We start from the raw sequence: 20,402 nt of genomic DNA, 5'->3' as shown, positions 1-20,402 counted from the left end.
ATACTATACATAATTCCAAAAATTAATTTTTAATTTTTAATTTCCCTAATGGTTCGCCATTTCCCCAACCAGCTTAACAGGTCTCGTTCACTGATGGGTTGTTTGCGAGATTGTAGCTTTAAAACTGCATCTAGTTCTGCTGCACTTGCACCTGTTTTTTCCATCCAAAAATCGATCAAGGCTTGACGTTCTAAAAGTACTTGCCCTAATCCCAAAGCTTTTTGGAGTTGTAGTTGTTCTTGTTTACCCACCATTTCAACAACAAAGTCGGTAGTATCAGCTTTCTGCAACACCCCGGCTAAAGCTTGGATGTATGCTTCGCTATTATCTACAACTGGTGTATCTAAAGCTACTGGCTTGCCAAAGCGACGATTCTGCGCCCAAACTAGCACTAATAGCAGGATACCTACCTGTATCAAGATTGGAAGTAAAGGAGTTTTGGCAAAAAAGCTAGATAAATCTCCTTCGCTTTCTTTCTTCCTAACATCGGCATCTTTATAGCCGTGGATGTATTCATCGACAAAGATTGTGTTACTTTTTTCAGTAACCAAACTAGCTAAATACTTGAAATTACTTAAATAATCTTGGTAGGCGTTGGCAGCTAAATAAGGAGTGGTAGAAAAAATCACCTTTCCTTTTTTGTAATTTTCTTTCCAGACAACAGCACCAAAGCGATCGCCTAAATTAACTTGCTGGGAGTTAGCTTTTTTATATCGTCTACGTGTATCAATTTTAATATCACCTTCAGGAGATTTTTGCATAGTGCTAAACTCCGCTTCTGTAACCCGCGCCTTTGCACCCAAAATTACCAAAGTATTCCCTTTCTCTACCCATTCCCGCTCTTGACTATCTAGTGTGGTTTCTCTAGGATAGCCGCCTACCTGTAGGAAGGTAACTGGGCTATTCTCTGGCTGAATATCACTAAAAGGCTTTTGCCAGCGTTTAATAGAAATTCCCTGTTGTTGCATAAAAGCATACCAAGCACCATAGCCATCAGAGTTCCGGTTATACGTAGAGCCAGCGTTAATTTTAGTATTATTGGGAGCCGCGAACAAACTCAGTAAAACGATCGCAGCGAGTGCGATCGCTCCCATCCAAGCAAGGCGATTTGGACGTTTCATTTTCGACTTTCATAGCCTTTGAATATCAATGTTAATACTTACTTATTTTTCAGGCAAAGTCAAAAATATAATTGACTTTCTCAATACCTTGTCCTTTAGGACACGATACGCGAACACCAATTTACGAGGATCGGCTAAGTTGAATCGAGACAACTACCAAGATTTCTCTTTCATTCCTTCCAACGGGTTATTTATGTTCATATCCGTGTGGATATTGGTTGATGTGGAGTGCTTATATTAACTAAACCAAATGGGCTTTATATAAATAAAGTATCAAATTAGACATATTTGCCGAGGCTGTTTAATTTAAAAAAAAGCGAAGCTTGGGAGTTAAGCGATCGCATCGCATATTTACATAGCCAGAAAAATAGCGATCCTCCTTGGGGCGTCTACTAACGCCTGATTTCCCTTGTGATTGCAACTAAAGCTTTAAGGAAAAACAGTTATGCCAGCAGAAGAACCATCAATTAGCCTCATCAAAGATATCAATATTAACGGAGCTTCCTCCGGCTCATCATATCTGACGAATGTCAATGGCACGCTGTACTTCATTGCCTATGACACTACTGCGGGCTATGAACTCTGGAAGAGTGATGGCACCCAGGCTGGTACTGTACGCGTCAAGGATATTAATCCTGGCACAAGTGGCTCTATTCCGCAATATCTGACGAATGTCAACGGCACACTGTACTTCAGTGCCACCGACGGCAATGGGGGTTATGAACTGTGGAAGAGTGATGGCACTGAAGCTGGTACTGTCGGCGTTAAGGATATTTATAGTGGTACAAGTAGTTCTTCCCCCAAATACCTGACGAATATCAACGGCACACTTTACTTTGTTGCCAGCGACACCAGTGGTGGTGAGGAATTGTGGAAGAGTGATGGCACCCAGGCTGGTACCGTGCGCGTCAAAGATATTTATCCTGGTACGGCTGGCTCTAGTCCGACCTTTCTAACGAATGTCAACGGGACATTGTACTTCGTTGCTCGTGACAGCAATGGAGACAGGGAACTGTGGAAAAGTGATGGTACTGAAGCTGGTACCGTCCGCGTCAAGGATATTTATACTGGCACAGGTAGCTCTAACCCAGCATATCTAATAAATGTCAACGGCACACTGTACTTCAAAGCAACCGACAGCACTGGGGGCACTGAACTTTGGAAGAGTGATGGCACCCAGGCTGGTACCGTCCGTGTCAAGGATATTTATACTGGCACAGGTAGCTCTTTGCCGTTCAATCTGACGAATGTCAACAGCACACTGTACTTCGTTGCTCGTGACAGCAGTGGAGACACAGAACTGTGGAAGAGTAATGGCACCGAGGTTGGTACTATCCGTGTCAAGGATATCTACCCTGGCACGGGTGGTTCTACCCCAGAAAATCTGACGAATGTCAACGGTACGCTGTACTTCACTGCTTACGATAGCAGTTGGGGCTATCAACTGTGGAAGAGTGATGGCACCGAGGCTGGTACTATCCGTGTCAAGGATATCGTCTCTGGCGCGAATAGTTCTTCAATAGCAAATCTGACGAATTTCAAGGACACACTGTACTTTGTTGCCACCGACAGCAGTGGAGACAGGGAACTGTGGAAGAGTGATGGCACCGAGGCTGGTACTGTCCGTGTCAAGGATATTAATACTGGTACTGATAGCTCTAGCCCAGAAAATCTGACGAATATCAACGGTACACTGTACTTCAGTGCCTATGGTAGCAGTGGGGGTGAGGAATTGTGGAAGAGTGATGGCACTGATGCTGGTACTGTCCGCGTCAAGGATATTAATCCTGCTACACTCTCCTCTAGCCCAACATCTCTAACAAATATCAACGGCACGCTATATTTCGTTGCCAATGACGGCATTAGTGGCTCTGAACTGTGGAAGAGTGATGGCACCCAAGCTGGTACCGTCCGCGTCAAGGATATCTACCCTGGTAAGAATAACTCTTCACCAGAAAATCTAACAAATGTCAACGGCATACTGTACTTAGTTGCCACCAACAGCAGTGGAGACAGGGAACTGTGGAAGAGCGATGGCACCGAGGCTGGTACTGTCCGCGTCAAGAATATCTACTCTGGCACGAATAGCTTTTACTTTGCATATTTGACAAATGTCAACGGCACACTATACTTCGTTGGCACCGATAGCAGTAGCGGCTCTGAACTGTGGAAGAGTGATGGTACTGAGGCTGGTACTGTCCGCGTCAAGGATATTTACTCTGGCACGGGTAGTTCTTCACCGCAAAATCTAACGAATGTCAATGGCACGCTGTACTTTGTTGCCACTGACAGCAGTGGGGATCGGGAACTATGGAAGAGTGATGGCACTGATGCTGGTACTGTCCGCGTCAAGGATATTTACTCTGGCACGGGTAATTCTAACCCATACTTATTGACGAATGTCAACGGTATGCTGTACTTCATGGCAACCGACAGTAGTGGTGGCTCTGAACTGTGGAAAAGTGATGGCACCGAAGCTGGTACTGTCCGCGTTAAGGATATTAATACTGGTACAGCTTCTTCGGGGTCAGAAAATCTGACGAATGTCAACGGCACGCTGTACTTTGATGCCTATGATAGCAGTGGGGGTCGGGAACTATGGAAGAGTGATGGCACCGAGGCAGGTACTGTCCGCGTCAAGGACATTAACCCTAGCACGGGTAGCTCTAATCCATACTTTCTGACGAATGTCAACGGCACGCTGTACTTCGTTGCCTATGACAGCAGTGGGAGTCGGGAGCTATGGAAGAGCGATGGTACAGAGGCTGGTACTGTCCGTGTCAAGGATATTAACCCTGGCACGAGTAGTTCTGATTCATTCTATCTGACGAATGCCAACGGCACGCTTTACTTCAGTGCAACCGACGGCAGTAGTGGCTATGAACTCTGGAAGAGTGATGGTACAGAAGCTGGTACTGTCCGCGTCAAGGATATTTACCCTGGCATGAGTGGCTCTAATCCTTACAACCTAACTTACGTTAATAACAAACTCTACTTTTTTGCTAACAACGGCAATACCGGAGATGAACTTTTTGCCCTTGACCTGAACAGTACTCCCACTAATCTGAGCCTGACTACTACAAGTGTTAACGAGAATGTTCCTGCCAACACAGTAATTGCCAACTTTAGCACTGTTGATACCGATGCAGACGACAGCCACACTTACACCTTAGTTTTGGGTACAGACACCAACGATAACAGCGCCTTCACAATTGTGGGTAACGAGTTACGTATCAATGTCTCCCCCGATTACGAAACCAAGAATAGCTACAATATCCGTGTACGTACCACAGATCAGGGTAGTTTATTATACGAAGAAGCGATCGCGATCGTAGTCAACAATATTAATGATGCCCCAAAAGCGTTAGATACTATTGCTGACCAAACAGCGACAGAAGACGCCATCTTCAACTTCACCGTACCAGCAACCACCTTCAGCGATGTCGATGCAGGCGATGTATTGACCTATACTAGTAGCCTCAGTAACGGCAATCCATTGCCGGCTTGGTTAAACTTTAATCCAACCACACGCACTTTTAGCGGCACGCCATTAAATCAAAATGTGGGCAGCCTCAGCCTCAAAGTTACCGCAACCGATAAGGATGGAGCTAGCGCCAGTAGTGTGTTTGAGCTGGCGATCGCCAATACCAATGATGCTCCGGTTGTGAGTAATGCGATCGCAGACCAAATTGCTACAGAAGACGCTGCCTTTAGCTTTGTGGTGCCAGCAAATACCTTCAGTGATGTGGATGCAGGCGATAATCTCGTTTACACCGCCACTTTGGAAAATGGTAATCCACTTCCTGTTTGGTTAACCTTCAACGGCACTACCTTTAGTGGTACTCCCACAAATAACAACGTTGGTAGCCTCAATATCAAAGTTATAGCCAGTGATGGAACGGCAACTGTCAGCGATATTTTTGCATTAACCGTGGCTAATACCATTAGTCAACTTCCTAATGAAATTACTGGTACTTCAGTTGCAGACAACCTGACTGGTACAGTGAACAAAGATATCATCTCAGGATTGCTGGCCAATGACACGCTCAACGGACTAGGTGATAACGACACCCTCGATGGCGGCGATGGAAATGATTTCTTAGATGGTGGTACAGAAGATGACAGTCTCATTGGTGGTAAAGGCAATGACACTTACACTGTGGACAGCATCGGCGACACTATTATTGAATCTGCCAGTGCAGGCACAGATTTAGTCAAGTCTTCAGTGAGTTGGGTGTTGGGAAATAACCTGGAGAACTTAACCCTGACTGGAAGTGGGGCAATCAATGGTATCGGTAACAGCCTTAATAATATCTTGAATGGAAATACTGCCGCTAACACCTTGAGTGGAGAAAATGGCAACGATAGCCTAATTGGTGGTGCAGGCAATGATACCTTGTTGGGCGGTTCCGGCAATGACACCTTAGATGGAGGTTTAGGAGCTGATAGTCTCAATGGTGGAGTCGGTAATGACATTTACACTGTAGACAATCTGAACGATACGATTACTGAAGACTTAAATGCAGGCACAGATTTAGTTAAGTCTTCGGTGAATTGGATGTTGGCAGATAACCTGGAGAACTTGACTCTGAGTGGAAGCTCGGCAATCAATGGTACTGGTAACAGCCTTAATAACATCTTGATTGGAAATACTGGCGCTAACGTCTTGAATGGAGTTGATGGTAACGATAGCCTGATTGGTAGTGCAGGCAATGACACCTTGTTGGGGGGTTCCGGCGATGACACCTTAGATGGAGGTGCAGGGATTGATAGTCTTGATGGTGGAGTCGGCAATGACATTTACATCGTAGACAACCTGAACGATTCTATTATTGAAGGCTTAGATCCAGGCACAGATTTAGTCAAGTCTTCGGTGAGTTGGGTATTGGGAAATAACCTAGAGAACTTGACCATAACTGGAACCGGGACAATCAATGGTACTGGTAACAGCCTCAATAACATTCTCATGGGAAATAATGCCGCAAACACGTTAACTGGAGGAGATGGTAATGATAGTCTCTTTGGTAACTCAGGCAATGACACCTTGTTTGGTGGTGTAGGTGATGATCTACTAACAGGGGGAATTGGTCGAGATGTGCTGACTGGCGGAACTGGACGAGATAACTTTGATCTGACTGGTAGCCGCACTGGAGGCTATGATCTTATCGGTGATTTTACTCTGGCAGATGATACTATCTTCCTTTCCAAGACAGAATTCGGACTTAGCCAATCTCAGAATACTACGCTCAATTCTAACTTGTTCCGACTTGGGACTAATGCGACAATTGCAGGCGATCGCTTTATCTACGATCAAACTACGGGGAACCTATTCTTTGATAAAGATGGGGTTGGTAGTGCTGCACAAGTTCAGATAGCCCAGTTCTCGAATCAGGTAGCGCTTACTAGTGCAAATATTACTGTCATTGCCTAACGAAAGCAAACTAAGTAAAATCCTCGCGATCGGTGACACATTGCCAAGGGCAGAGTAAATTATCATTCTCGGTAATACAAAAGGTTAAACTCGTTGTAGTTCCCATCTTCAACATGGGAACTACAACGATAATAAAAAGCTACCTAAACCTTATTTGCACGCGGGTTTAACGGGAATATTATGGCTATTTAAGCACACATAACATCACTCAAATTGCACAAGCGATCGCTCCCATCCAAGCAAGGCGATTTGGACGTTTCATTTTCGACTTTCATAGCCTTTGAATATCACTAGTGTTAATACTTACTTATTTTTTAGGCAAAGTCAAAAATATAATTAACTTTAGCAATGCCTTGTCCTTTAGGACACGCTACGCGAACACCAATTTACGAGGATCGACCAAGTTCAGCTGAGATAACCACAAAGATTTGTCTTTTAGCCGTTCCAACGGCTTATGTCGATATTGGTTGATGTGGAGTGCTGATGTGGATTTAACCAAATGGGCGTTATTAAACAAAGTATCAAGTTAGACATATTTGCTGAGGCTGTTTAATTTTAAAAAAAGCGAAGCTAGGGAATTCTGCGATCGCACTTGGGACAGCAGAAGAAGCATCGATTATCCTCATAAAAGACCCTAATATGATTATTAATGGCACTTCAACTGCAAACAAACTGATTGGTACAGATAGCCAGGATATCATCTCAGGATTGCAGGGCAATGACACCCTCCAAGGACTAGGTGATAACGACACTCTTGATGGTGGCGATGGAAATGATTTATTAGAGGGTGGTGCAGGCACTAACAGTCTCATTGGTGGTAAAGGCAATGACACTTATATTGTGGACAGCATCAGCGACATTATTACTGAAGGCTTAAATGCAGGCACAGATTTAGTTAAGTCTTCGGTGACTTGGGTGTTGGCAGATAACCTGGAAAATCTGACACTGACTGGAACCGACGCAATCAATGGTACTGGTAACAGCCTTAATAACATCCTGATTGGAAATACCGACGCCAACATCTTGAGTGGAGAAAATGGCAACGATAGCCTTTTTGGTAGTTTAGGTAATGACACCTTGTTAGGCGGTATCGGTGATGACACCTTAGATGGAGGTTTAGGAGCTGATAGTTTCAATGGTGGAATCGGCAATGACATTTACATCGTAGACAACCTCAACGATTTGATTACTGAATCCGCCAATGCAGGCAAAGATTTAGTCAAGTCTTCGGTGACTTGGGTGTTGGCAGATAACCTGGAAAACTTGACACTGACTGGAACCGACGCAATCAATGGTACTGGTAACAGCCTTAATAACATTCTGATTGGAAATACTGGCGCTAACATCTTGAGTGGAGAAAATGGCAACGATAGCCTTTTTGGTAGCTCAGGTAATGACACTTTGTTAGGCGGCGTTGGTGATGATACCTTAGATGGAGGTTTGGGAGTTGATAGTCTCAATGGTGGAGTCGGCAATGACGTTTACACAATAGACAACTTCAATGACTCTATTATTGAAGGCTTAAATGCAGGCACAGATTTAGTCAACTCTTCTGTGAGTTTAGTGTTGCTAGATAATCTGGAGAACTTGACTCTGATTGGAGGTGCGGCAATCAATGGTACTGGTAACAGCTTTAATAACATTCTGACAGGAAATAATGCTGCTAACATTTTGAGTGGAGAAAATGGCAACGATAACCTTTTTGGTAGTTTAGGTCATGACATTTTAGATGGTGGTGCAGGCGATGACATTTTAGATGGTGGTGCAGGAAATGACACCTTAAGAGGAGGAGATGGCAACGATGACCTCTTTGGTAACTCAGGTAATGACAGCTTAGATGGCGGCACAGGCGATGACGCCTTAGATGGAGGTGCAGGAAATGACACGCTCAATGGTGGAGTCGGTAATGACATTTACACGATAGACAACCTCAACGATTCTATTATTGAAGGCTTAGATGCAGGCACAGATTTAGTCAACTCTTCGATAACTTTGGTGTTGGGAAATAACCTGGAGAACTTGACGCTGATTGGAACCGGGACAAAAAATGGTACTGGTAACAGCGTTGATAACATTTTGACGGGAAATAATGCCGCTAACATCTTGAGTGGAGGAGATGGCAATGATAGCCTGTTTGGGAACTCAGGCAATGACACCTTGCTCGGTGGTGCAGGTGATGATTTACTAGCTGGTGGAGTTGGTCGAGATATGATGACTGGTGGAATTGGGAAAGATAGCTTCGATCTCACTGGTAGCCGTACTGGAGGCTATGATACGATCGCTGATTTTACTCTTGGAGATGATACTATTTTCATTTCCCAGATAGAATTCCGACTCAACCAATCTCAAAATACAACGCTCGATTCAGGTGTATTCCGACTTGGTAGCAGTGCAACAACAGGAAGCGATCGCTTTATCTACGATCAAACTACGGGAAAACTATTCTTTGACGCAGATGGGGTTGATAATAAAGTTGCACAACTTCAAATCGCCCAGTTCTCGAATCAGGTAGCACTTACCAGTGCAAATATTACTGTGATTCCTTAATAAAAGCTATTTATAGCAAAAGAATACACATCGCATCTAAGGTTAAAGCACTTTAATCTTTAAATATGTGTTGGGTTAAACAATAGCAAAACCCAACACATATAAACATTAGAAAATTAATTAGGATATTATGGCTATTTAATCGCACATAATATCACTCAAATTGCACAAGCGAGCGCTCCTATCCAAGCAAGGCGATTTGGACGTTTCATTTTCGACTTTCATAGCCTTTGAATATTACTCAGGTAAAGTCAAAATATACTTTCTTTAACTTCTTGCAGCGATCGCCTGTTTGATGAATGCTTCTAAATTTTGGGTAGCAGTGGGATTGTCAAACAGAACCTTGCTTGAGAGTTTTAGGGCTTCACGAACTGAGTATCGCCAATCAATATCTCCGGCTAATCGCACTGCAATCTGAATATATTGCGAGGTATCATCTGCAATTGTCTGTGTTACAGCGATCGCTTGCAAAAAACCATAAGAATGACGCCCCCGCATAAACTCACCAGGACAAGTGACGATTGGTAAATGACAGGCGATCGCATCCAGTGTTGTGTTACCACCCGCCCAGTCGAAGGTATCTAAATAAATGTCTGCCAAAGAAAGCAAGTCAAAGTAATCATCACGCGGTAGAACAGGAGAGAATACACAATAGTCAAGACTATCTAACCCGACAGCCGCAAATGCCCGTTTCAGACGTTCTTGAGAAATCCCAGAGCGAAGAAACATAAACTGAGCGTTGGGAACTTGACGGGCAATTTCTGCATAAACGTAATCGTACTGCGGTAAATATTTATAAGCAGCTTGACTAGAAATGTAGACGATAGCATCTTCTCGTAATCCAAAAAATAATCGGTTGCGGTTAACTGAGTCAACTTCGATCGTAGGATAGGAAATCCCAACACCAGGTAAACGTACAAGGCTTTCGGTGTAGTGATATTGGCCATTCACAGGCTCCATCAGTTCGCTAGATAAAAAATAGTCAATGGTGGGTAATCCAGAAGTGACAGGTTGCCCCCAAGCCATACATTGAATCGGCGCTAAACGGAGTCCAGCAATGCATAGTGTGGTCGCATCCATTCCTAATTCTGGAAAAATTAAGACATCAAGGCGATCGTCAATAACTTGTTGACAAATCTGTTCTAACTTATTCGGCAAATGATAAAACTTTGTACTATGAGACTGAAATAATTGAGTAGCAGCATCAATTTGATGCCCTATGTGATATGAATAAATTTCAAAGTTTTGATTATCTGCATATTTAAGCCAGTTTAAGAACAAAACTGTTCCACTCCAGCTACATAAAAAATAGGAAAGATAGCCAATTTTAATTCTTCGATTGTTACTAATAGAATAAATCGGACGCGCCTGACTCCATTGCGGATAATTTGCCGCCATAATTTGGTGAACTAGCTGTCCATATTGCTGCTGTAATACCAGATCATTTTTTGCCTGATATGCAAGAAAAAAGTTTGTATGATGGCTGATTCCGATGAAAGCTTTTTTCTGTTCATTTGGGCTATTCATTGTTATTTCTTGAATCAATTTTTCTAGCCCATCTTGAAACCATGCTCGATAGGTATCAATCTCTTGAGGAATATGATAAGTTTCTGGAAGCATAAGATAGCTCAACATTTTAAATACGTAGTTTTCAGGAAACTTCTCTGTAATCTGTTGAGCAAAGTTACGAGCTTCCAGATAGTTCTGGCTTTGCTTTAGACGAATAATCAGCCAGTAATAAAGTTCTTCTGCTTGAGGACAATTGCTAATACCATTTTGCAATGTTGTGATAGCCGCTGGCATCTGACCAGTTTTATACAAAACATCACTTAACTTCAGATAATAGTTAATCTGGTGCGGACAACTAGATAAATACTTGCTGTAATATGAGATAGCATTTTCAGGCGATTCACTGTCTGCGAAATAGTCACCCCATCTGTGCCAAGATTCTAGCCGAGCCGCTTCATAAATAGTTGACTGTTCAATTTCTGACAAATCACATCTAGGGACTTGTGCAATTTCTGGCTGCTGGATAATATAGCGATCTTCGTTATTAATTGGGATACGAAAATTAATTAATGATTTAATAATAGACCATTCTTGGATGGTTAACTGACCCGTAAGCCCTACATTCAGGTCTTCCGAGACAACCTCTTCTAAACTAAGTTTCAGAACTGTCTCAAAAAGTAATGAGTTAGCATTATCCTGTAGTTCATCCGATAAACTTTGGCTGTAAATTAGCAGTGTTATATCTTGTCTAGCTGGATGTGTGAAAAGAGTTCTGAGAACATTCGCCAAGTCTTCTGCGTTAGCGTTCGCGAAGCGTCTCGTAGAGAAGCTCGCCGTTGGCGCAGCCTCTCGTAGAGAAGGCATCGTAGTTTCTAAATTAGACCAGTCAGGAAAAATAATCAAATTAATATTTCTTAATTCATTGATTAACATAGCGTTGCAATTACTAATGATATAATCATCCATTAAACTCGAAAAACCCCAAAAAGCCTTCAGTTTCCCCAGCGACTCAAAAAACTTTTGCACTGAGTTTTTGGTGCGATCCAATATACTTAAATAATGCGAATACTACGGAGTTCGTGTGTACTATCGCTAATCGATAGAACTTAAAGAATTGCTGTAATCATCTATAGGTATGAGTTACAACTGCGATTCTTGGAAATAGTGTAAATCCTGCATCTGGCTGCATTATCGCTTATGTTTTAAAGGAGAAGATTGTTCGTGCTATTTGAGCGGTGTTGTATGGACGAGAATGAAAAACGAATCCTTGACTCATGGCAGATGAATGCTAAATCATGGACACAAGCAATTCGTAATCAACAAATTGAAAGCCGTGCGATCGCCACAGATGCCGCTATAGTTAAAGCGATAACCCAACTCAATCCAAGAACATTACTTAGATATTGGATGCGGTGAGGGATGGTTGTCTCGACAGCTTTTTTCTTTAGGAATTGATGGCTGGGGTGTCGATTTTTGCGCCGATCTCATTGAGACAGCAAAGGATAGTGGTGATTCTCACTTTGTTGTTTGTTCGTACTCGGATCTTGCATCACAAAGATTTAGCACAATTAACTATTTCTCTTGCTTGATTTGCAACTTTTCAATTCTAGGCGAATGCGCTCTTGATGAGATCGCTAAGGCAGGTACTGCTAGCTAGCATCTGCCGGATTAGATGATGTTGTGATTCTCTGGCAACTAGATTGAGTTTTGGATATTAACCAGATATTGCACTATGGTTGTATCTGGGTACAAGATTATTTGCAAACGCATCCATACCAGAGCGTCTTTGTCAGGTGGAAAAAACCTTGAACCAAACTCAGTGATAGAGGCACGACCCTAGTGGATGGAGAAACTGATGCTGGGGGATATATTAAGCGAAATAAGCTACTAACTACAATAAGCCAGACTGCTTAATCCAGGAGTATTTACTAAGTCAGTATTGACTATCCAACCATTACCAGATAATTCTCCAGGGAAACTTCTGGAAAGGTCGATTTCTACCCAAATGTAATTTTCAGATTTATATGACTTAACTATATTACCTGTAACCAAGTTCACAAACACAGTTGTGTTTGGAGAAAGTGTTGTAATAAAAGGTTCTTTTGTACTTGGTTGGCGACGTATAGTTTCCTGTCGTACAATTTGCCGACATACACTGCCAATAGTAGGTTTACTCGATACATTTTGAGCGTTGTTATTCGACTGACAAAATCTCAGTACAGCAGTTTGAATAAACCCTGAAGTCGGAGCTTTAATTCTGACAAATCTATCTCCACTAGCTGGGATGTATGCTAAAGTAACCTTTGTTTTTGCCGACAATATTCTGATAGTATGGGATGATGTTGAAGGTTCTTTGAAAATTGGAGTATTTACTTTAGTTGCACGACAATTTGACTGTGCAGAATTAAAGGGAGTCTGCGCGATTTGAGCAAATACAGGTACACTCAGAGCCAACGTAGCAATATTTACGAGAGTAAAAATATACAATAACTTCTGAAATTTCACGTTTTTTCCTCAATATCAGTTATGAGAGACTGTACATTAGATTCGGAACTTATAAACTCTGATGTTAAAAGAGCCTAACCAAATTATTTTTAACTATTAGAATATCATATAATGACTTATTACTACTAATTACCAACTACGCGCAATCTCTTAATTATGAATAAATCCAACAATAGTGGAATAGTTGAACAGTTTGTTAATACAGTGATGGGGGTAAAATCTGGGAATCAACAACAGTCTCTAAACACATCAATAGCGACTACACAAGAACTAGATATCAAAGCAGTTTTAGTTTATACACTAGGGACTATCCTACAAATATTAGTCATGATTCTCGTGTTATTGGGAATGGAAAAACTAGTAATGTTGATTGATAACAATTCTTCTTTTTCCAGTTGGTTTAGCACCTTATTGACTGGATTATTTTTTGCTGTATTAAGTATCCGTTCTCGAATTTTTTCTCTTTTAGATAATACCCGTTCTCGTCAGACCTATGACCAGGTAATCAGACCAAGATGGTCTCCTCCACCTTTAGCATTTCCCATAGTTTGGATGATAATTGCCGTTTTGCGGGTAATTTCTTCTGTATTGGTTTGGCAGCAAATGAATCACCAGTTTTTAGTACTGCCTTTAATTTTATTTGTGGTACATCTGGCTTTAGGGGATACTTGGAATACGATTTTTACTGTTGAACGGAGATTAGGTGCTGCTGTACCTGTAGTTATTTTAGGCCCTTGGTTATCTGCTGTAGTGGTGACGGCAATTTATTGGCAAACTAATCCTATAGCAGGAATGACTTTATCATTTTCTTGTGTGTGGTTAACTGTAGCTGCTGTCTTGGTATTTAGAATTTGGCAATTAAATGGATCTGAGCCATTGTATCCTTTAAAATTAGCACCTGTGGATCGATAAATATCCAAAATTAACCTTGAGATGAAAGCTAGGATAAATAGTTATGATTCCCAAGTCATTGCACCCCACCCCCAACCCCTCCCCGCAAGCGAGGAGGGGAGACAAAGCATAGCTTTGGCGGAGTGGGGTGATTCGGGTTTAATAAGTAATCAAGCTGACATGATATAACGCATTCAACATACATAAAAAACGGTAGAGTAATTAACAATCTACCGTTTTTTAAACTCTTTAAGGAAGTTAGCTTCTAAAGCAATTTTATCTAAATATTTTTTCTTAATCATACAAATGACAAGCATCGCCAAGTTCTAAATAGTACCGAAAGTAACACCCTGTTGTTTGAGCCACTTTCGGTATGCTATAGAATAGCGATCGCTCGGTAAATGTACTTCTGCTTGCAAATCCAAAGGTAAGCGTCGGGGTTGCTGGGACTCGACAATGGCGATATCTTGACTAGCAACTTTATTTTGAATATCTAGATACACTTCCACTTTTAAGTCGCGGACACTGTTTACCATTAACCAATATTGCACCACGCACTCATCTTCATCGACTGGTGTAATTGTATAGAAGATATTTAAACGCCGATCTCCAGGCCCAAGTTTAAAGTATGCCACTAGCGGACGGAAAATGCGGTAATCGTAAGTGTTGAAAATCATTGGTGCTGACAGAGGATTACCGGAATTAAAATCTAGTTCCCACAAACCACATTTGAAACTAATTCCATCTGGAAGAGACTCTAATTCATAGTGCGTCAACTCAGGACGACTGACGTGGGCAAATAATCCTGAATGCATAATTGGGAAGTGTGCCGGATCGATGAAATTTTCCAGCACTCGCAAAGGGCTAGAGTGATAGTAGTAAGGGCCACAGAAAATCTTCTGATAGACCGGATCGTACCACTCAGAAAACGGAGCTATGTCTTGTTTTGGTGTCCCTAAACAAACCCAGAGCAGATCGTAACGCTCTTGAATTTGGTAAGTTTTAACACAAGCTTGAGCGGGGGGCGATTGTTCGGGATTAGCCGGAACTAGTACACATTTTCCCTCGCTATTAAAGGCTAAACCGTGGTAAGGACAAACAAGAGTCTCTTTATTAACATATCCTAGAGAAAGACGGGCACCACGATGAGGGCAAACGTCTTGCCAAGCTAAAACTTTGTCGCCATTATGCCAAAGCACTAGATTTTCGCCTAATAAACGCTTGTGCAGAACTGTTCCAGGTTGGAGGTCTGGCGATCGCGCTATTACATGCCAATCATTCAGCAAAATCTGGTCTTGCACCATGAGTATCGACACCCGTCAGGTCAAATACCTATATCTTAATCATCCTGTGGAAAAACTATCAAAGCACTTTTAGGATTTTTTAACAGATAAATGTGCGCTCTCTATGTGTGCAAAAACTCAAAGTCGCACTTTGCCGATCGCAGATTTGCAAATAGCAACATTTATTTCCATAAATCACGGTGAAAGAGGAAGTCGAACCGTAAATGTACTACCTAGCCCAGGTTGACTTTGAACGTGAATATTACCTTTGTGTGCTTGGGCGATCGCGATCGCGATGGCTAATCCCAATCCCGAACCACCAGAGGTGCGAGAGCGTAGGCGCAGCCCGCCGTAGGCATCGCGATCTACTCGGTAGAAGCGATCGAAAATTCGCTGTTGATGTTCTGGGGCAATACCAATTCCTGTATCTTGAACTTTAATTATGGCGTAAAGCTCACTTTTTTCTAAAAAAACCGTGACTTTTCCACCGCTAGATGTCGCTTGAATTGCATTGACAATTAAGTTAGAAATTAAGCGATAAAGCTGTTCTTCATTTCCCATCGCATACAATTTTTCTGAGACTTGCACCTGCTTAGAAAGATGGACTTGAGTCTCTACCGCCAAAAATGCTAATTCCTCAATTAAATCGCTAATGATATCATTCAAACAGCAAGGCTGATATTCTCCTGTTAGTTGTTTTCGATCTATCCTCGTTAATAACAGCAAATCTCCAACTAATTGTGATAAGCGCCGATTTTGGCGTTTGAGTACATCTAAAATTCCCCCATTGGCTTTTGGTTCTTGCTGTAACTTGATAGCAGCTTCAATAGTAGAGTACATTGCTGCTAAAGGCGTGCGAAACTCATGGGCAGCATCAGCAGTAAATTGTTGCATTTGTTGGTAAGAAAGATATACAGGTTGCATCGCCCTTCCTGCCAACCACCAACTAGACAAACCAACGAAAATCATCGAAATTGGCAATCCCAATACCAAAGTTAATCTTAAATAAGTAAGATGTTGGTCTAAATCAGTGATGCTACGCGCTACTTGTAGATAACCCGAAACCTGGTTTTGAGTATACAAAGGTAAAGTGATTTCGCGGTATCGAGTGCCAGAGTAATCTGTTAATATCTGCCAATTATCTAATGTTGAGGGCATCGGTAACTTGTCAAATTCCATGCCTCCACTGGCAAAAAGTTTTCCTGAGCGATCCAATAAACGGATATAGTAATTAACTGGATTCGCCGCTTCTGCGATCGATTTTTTAATAGATGTTGTTTTAGGCAAACAATTAGTCTGTGCCACACATAATTCTAAAGAAAATTCTTTAGCAAGGCGTTGTAATTGTCCGGGTTGTTGCCAAGCCGGTTCAATACTTTTATGGAGTGCGTTGGCGACTGATTGCAATCCCTGGTCTATGGTTTCATAGTAGGTATGGGCAACCACACTATAAACTCCCAAACTAGATAGCCCTAAAATACCGCCCATGATAAGGGTATACCAAGCCGCAAACCGCAACCGAGTTTGGTGGAAAATGGGATTGCGTTCCATATTTTTAAACCCTTGCTGAAAGTATTGCTGTCAAGTTAGCAAAAATCAGCAGCATGAATGTTTAGGCGATAGCCCACACCATAAATAGTTTCAATTAAAGATTCGCTGTCTTCTTCTCCTAATTTGCGTCTCAATAAGCGAATTTGTGCTGCTACTACATTGCTAACTGGTTCTGCACCAATTTCCCAAAGTTGATTGATAATTTGGTCGCGGCTGATAATTTGGTTAGGATGCCTGATGAAATATTCCAATAATTGAAATTCTTTGGTAGTTAGTGAAAACACTTGCTTTTCTCCGTGAACATACTCACGAATAACTTGATGAGTGCTATAATTGAGCGTCAGACAACCTACTTGTAAGCGTCGGGGTTGGACTTGAGGTGTCAGCGTTGCTCCGACGTAAGAGGCTCGCCGTTGTAATGCTCGCAATCTTGCCAACAGTTCTGCCATATCAAACGGTTTAACTAAATAATCATCCGCACCGCTATCTAGACCAATAATCTTTTCTTCCATCCGGTCTTTAGCCGTTAGCATTAATATAGGTAGAGTTAATTGGCGATCGCGCAACCATTTACACAACTCTATCCCCGATACTCCAGGCAGCATCCAATCAAAAATCGCCAGTGTATACTCAGTCCAGCCAGTTTCTAGATATTGCCATGCCTGATTACCATCTAGAAACCAGTCAACTATATATGCCTCATGGCTCAGGACTTCTTTGATTGCTGCACCTAAATCTACTTCATCCTCAACTAATATAAGCCTCATAGTCAACCCATTGCTAAGAGGTTGTTTGAAAAATAGTTGGCTGTAATTTTAATTACATTATTACCCCCCTTAATCCCCCCGATGTATTGGGGGGAAACAAGAAAAATCTGGTTCCCTCCCCAATACATACGGGGAGGGTTAGGGTGGGTTAAAGGATGTACTTCATTTAGATGCAAAATGCTGTATGTCATCATTATTATTAATCTAGAATAGGTTGCATCGCCTCTGGAGTTAGAAAAGTCTATTTACCAGAGGGAAGCTTTAGTTCGATATTTAATTTGTCCCCTATTTCCATAACATTGTTTGTAAAGTCTGTCATACCTGCGATCGCACCAACGACTAGAGTAGCAGCAGTTAGTAAAGCTACTAAACGCTTTTTGAGTTTGGGTACATTGCGTTCTTTTTCTGGCTTTTGAATTTCTACTTCTACATCATCAATATCAATGATGATGTCGTCGCGGATATCTGGTGGGAATTGGGCGGCAGTTTGGCGCAGGTTGCCGATCAGTTGCAGAATTTCGCTGATGTTTGCGCCGCTTGTTTGATTGAAGTTAGACGCTTGCTGAGTGGCGTTGTCTTTAACTTGGTTGGCAAAGTTGGCGATGTTTGCGCCTTGAAGGTTGTTTGTGTTTTCTGTCATGGGTTTAAAATCTCCTTGGTGATTGCTATTGTAAATGTTGAAAATTGGAGAGCGATCGCTTTCTGGAGCAACTTTTTGTATTTTCTGACGCGATTCTCTTGATTCATAGCCATCTAGTAGTTGACGGATATTGATGTTTATTTTGAGTTTACCGATTGGATATTCAAGAACGCCCATTGCCTCAAGTCCGAGTAGTTCTTGGTAGTCGAGGGACGGATGTTTGGGGTGATTGGGGACGGGAACCCATTCGGTGATTTCGAGATTGGGAAGACTTTTGTGGATTTTTTGGAAGACATCGCGGAGGATGCCGAGAAATAAGCGGCGAGTTTCTTGGCGATCGCTAATGGTGATAAAGATTTTTTTGTCTTCGGGATCGGCTTTGATGCGAGCGATGTTGTAGACTTCGTTATTTTCTTGATATTGCAGCATTACGCCACTGCGCCAATAGATTTGATTATGAATTTTTTCGTGGGTGATGACGATGAAGCGAGAGATGATGCTTTCGGGGAGAACTTTATAATTGTATTGAAATTCCAGGGTTTCGCCGTGGAGTTTTGTTTCGTCTGGTTGGTCTTTAGGCAGAAGTCCCGCAATCAGAAATTGTGGTGGGTAACATTCTAGTGCAAAGCCAAGCTCGAATTCCTTCATTAGTTCGATCAGATAGCCATGACGCTTAGTGGGGTAGCGCTCTGGATTGAGGATGCGGATGAGATCGGCGGAGGTGAAAATGCCTTTGGTTTTAGTTTTGAGGGTTTCATCGCTCAGGAGCGCGTAAATACCTTCTGTAACCCAGTTGGGTTTGAGGACGTTGGTATCTTTGAGGATGGGATGCTCCCGGAAGTTGAGAACTAAGCCGAGTCGATGGAGGAGATCGATGAGTTGATCTTGGTTTTGTTCTTCGGGAATCTTGTTTTCGTGGCAAATGCCGATGTAGCGGTTGTAGGTGATGAAGTCTTCAGTCATGGATTCGAGTTGTTGTTTAACCTCGAACCATGTCAGGGGTAGAAGGTCGTAGACTTCTTTGAGTTTGGCGATTTGCTGCAAAATTGTGGTGCGAAGTTCATCAATGCCGATATTGTCTTGGCAGGAGGTTTCGATAATCGCTTGGATGTTAGGATATTTTTCGCGTAATGCTTTGCGGTTGATGTCGAGGGGTTGTTCGTCTTTTTTGTTGCCAACGATAATTACGGGGGACTGTCCGCCGAAGCTTTCAATTAGTTTCAGCCAATATTCAATGCGGTTTTCTTCTTCGCTGGTGCGACAATTACAAACGAGGAGATAGAGGCTGCGCTTAGTCAGAAAAAACTGATGGGTGGCATGATAAATTTCCTGTCCGCCAAAGTCCCAAACATTGAGGCGGATATCTTTGCTATTAACCTGCACGTTCCAATTTTCTACATTGAGTCCGTCGGTTTGGGATTGATTTTTGTCATATTTATTGCGGATTAGTTGCTCGATAAGGGATGTTTTACCGACGCTGCTTTGTCCGATGAGCAAGAGTTTGGCTTCGTGTAATGGTCGAGTTTCACTTGTGCTAATTTGCCTCAAGTAATTAAAAATCTCTTTTACATTTTTTGAATTAAGAATTTCTAATGGAATATTGGTAATTGAATTGTAACTGAGGTGAAGCTGCGTTAGATTGGTTAAATTAGCGAGCGCCTCTGGAATCTGGGTTATTTGGTTGTAACTGAGGTGAAGCTGCGTCAGATTGGTTAAATTAGCGAGCGCCTCTGGAATCTGGGTTATTTCGTTGCCACTGAGGTGAAGCTGCGTCAGATTGGTTAAATTAGCCATCGCCTCTGGAATCTGGGTTATTTCGTTGCCACTGAGGTGAAGCTGCGTCAAATTGGTTAAATTAGCCATCGCCTCTGGAATCTGGGTTATTTCGTTGTTATGGAGGTGAAGCTGCGTCAGATTGGTTAAATTAGCGATCGCCTCTGGAATCTGGGTTATTTCGTTGTTATGGAGGTGAAGCTGCGTCAGATTGGTTAAATTAGCGATCGCCTCTGGAATCTGGGTTATTTTGTTGTTATGGAGGTGAAGCTGTGTCAGATTGGTTAATTTAGCGATCGCCTCTGGAATCTGGGTTATTTTGTTGTTATGGAGGTGAAGCTGTGTCAGATTGGTTAATTTAGCGATCGCCTCTGGAATCTGGGT

The 20,402-nt window shown here is 42.2% G+C and carries 13 protein-coding genes; 6 read left to right on the top strand and 7 right to left on the bottom strand.

The genetic code is table 11. The features are described from left to right. Positions 1–29 precede the first annotated feature (29 nt). Entirely contained in the window at positions 30–1,121 is a 1,092-nt protein-coding gene (locus V7K84_RS23480; RefSeq protein WP_334841581.1) for a DUF4350 domain-containing protein, read from the bottom strand. A 445-nt stretch (positions 1,122–1,566) separates the two neighbouring features. On the opposite strand from V7K84_RS23480, the gene V7K84_RS23475 reads away from it, so the two are divergent. The 3 genes from V7K84_RS23475 (at position 1,567) to V7K84_RS23465 (ending at position 9,099) form a co-directional block, all read left to right on the top strand. Continuing rightward, positions 1,567–6,552: an ELWxxDGT repeat protein gene (locus V7K84_RS23475; RefSeq protein WP_334841580.1), complete on the top strand. Its 4,986-nt coding sequence runs from the start codon at positions 1,567–1,569 to the stop codon at positions 6,550–6,552. A gap of 348 nt (positions 6,553–6,900) precedes the next feature. Next, entirely contained in the window at positions 6,901–7,023 is a 123-nt protein-coding gene (locus tag V7K84_RS23470; RefSeq protein WP_334841579.1) for a hypothetical protein, read from the top strand. Between the two features lie 168 nt (positions 7,024–7,191). Continuing rightward, a complete protein-coding gene (locus tag V7K84_RS23465; protein WP_334841577.1) occupies positions 7,192–9,099 on the top strand; it encodes a calcium-binding protein in 1,908 nt (635 codons plus the stop codon). Positions 9,100–9,366: 267 nt separating this feature from the next. Here V7K84_RS23465 and V7K84_RS23460 read toward each other — a convergent pair whose 3' ends face one another. Beyond that, positions 9,367–11,541: an O-linked N-acetylglucosamine transferase, SPINDLY family protein gene (locus tag V7K84_RS23460; protein ID WP_334841575.1), complete on the bottom strand. Its 2,175-nt coding sequence runs from the start codon at positions 11,539–11,541 to the stop codon at positions 9,367–9,369. A 309-nt stretch (positions 11,542–11,850) separates the two neighbouring features. Between V7K84_RS23460 and V7K84_RS23455 the strand changes: the two genes are divergently transcribed. Then, positions 11,851–12,024, top strand: a complete 174-nt coding sequence (locus V7K84_RS23455) for a hypothetical protein (protein ID WP_334841573.1) — start codon at positions 11,851–11,853, stop codon at positions 12,022–12,024. Between the two features lie 7 nt (positions 12,025–12,031). Continuing rightward, entirely contained in the window at positions 12,032–12,265 is a 234-nt protein-coding gene (locus V7K84_RS34320) for a hypothetical protein (RefSeq protein WP_442940986.1), read from the top strand. A 230-nt stretch (positions 12,266–12,495) separates the two neighbouring features. Here V7K84_RS34320 and V7K84_RS23450 read toward each other — a convergent pair whose 3' ends face one another. Further along, a complete protein-coding gene (locus V7K84_RS23450) occupies positions 12,496–13,113 on the bottom strand; it encodes a hypothetical protein (protein ID WP_334841572.1) in 618 nt (205 codons plus the stop codon). A gap of 156 nt (positions 13,114–13,269) precedes the next feature. On the opposite strand from V7K84_RS23450, the gene V7K84_RS23445 reads away from it, so the two are divergent. After that, positions 13,270–14,025 carry a TspO/MBR family protein gene (locus V7K84_RS23445; protein WP_334841570.1) on the top strand — a complete coding sequence of 252 codons (756 nt, stop codon included), beginning with the start codon at positions 13,270–13,272 and terminating at the stop codon, positions 14,023–14,025. 305 nt (positions 14,026–14,330) lie between these two features. On the opposite strand, the gene V7K84_RS23440 is transcribed toward V7K84_RS23445, so the two are convergent. The 4 genes from V7K84_RS23440 to V7K84_RS23425 all read right to left on the bottom strand — a co-directional run. Then, the gene (locus V7K84_RS23440) at positions 14,331–15,308 is read right to left on the bottom strand and encodes an aromatic ring-hydroxylating dioxygenase subunit alpha (RefSeq protein WP_334841569.1); all 978 of its coding nucleotides are present in this window, start codon (positions 15,306–15,308) and stop codon (positions 14,331–14,333) included. 174 nt (positions 15,309–15,482) lie between these two features. Then, positions 15,483–16,838, bottom strand: coding sequence for a two-component system sensor histidine kinase RppB (gene rppB / locus V7K84_RS23435; protein WP_334841568.1), 1,356 nt, complete (start codon positions 16,836–16,838; stop codon positions 15,483–15,485). A gap of 35 nt (positions 16,839–16,873) precedes the next feature. After that, positions 16,874–17,605 (bottom strand): two-component system response regulator RppA, encoded by a 732-nt coding sequence (gene rppA, locus V7K84_RS23430; protein ID WP_334841566.1) that lies wholly within the window; start codon positions 17,603–17,605, stop codon positions 16,874–16,876. Positions 17,606–17,846: 241 nt separating this feature from the next. Continuing rightward, positions 17,847–20,402, bottom strand: a 2,556-nt coding sequence (locus tag V7K84_RS23425) for a COR domain-containing protein (protein ID WP_334841564.1), incomplete at its 5' end; no start/stop codon positions are given.

The organism is Nostoc sp. (assembly GCF_036917315.1).
Classification (GTDB): Bacteria; Cyanobacteriota; Cyanobacteriia; order Cyanobacteriales; family Nostocaceae; genus Nostoc.
Note: the sequence above shows the minus strand (reverse complement) of the source record. Positions and strands in the feature narration are given on the sequence as shown.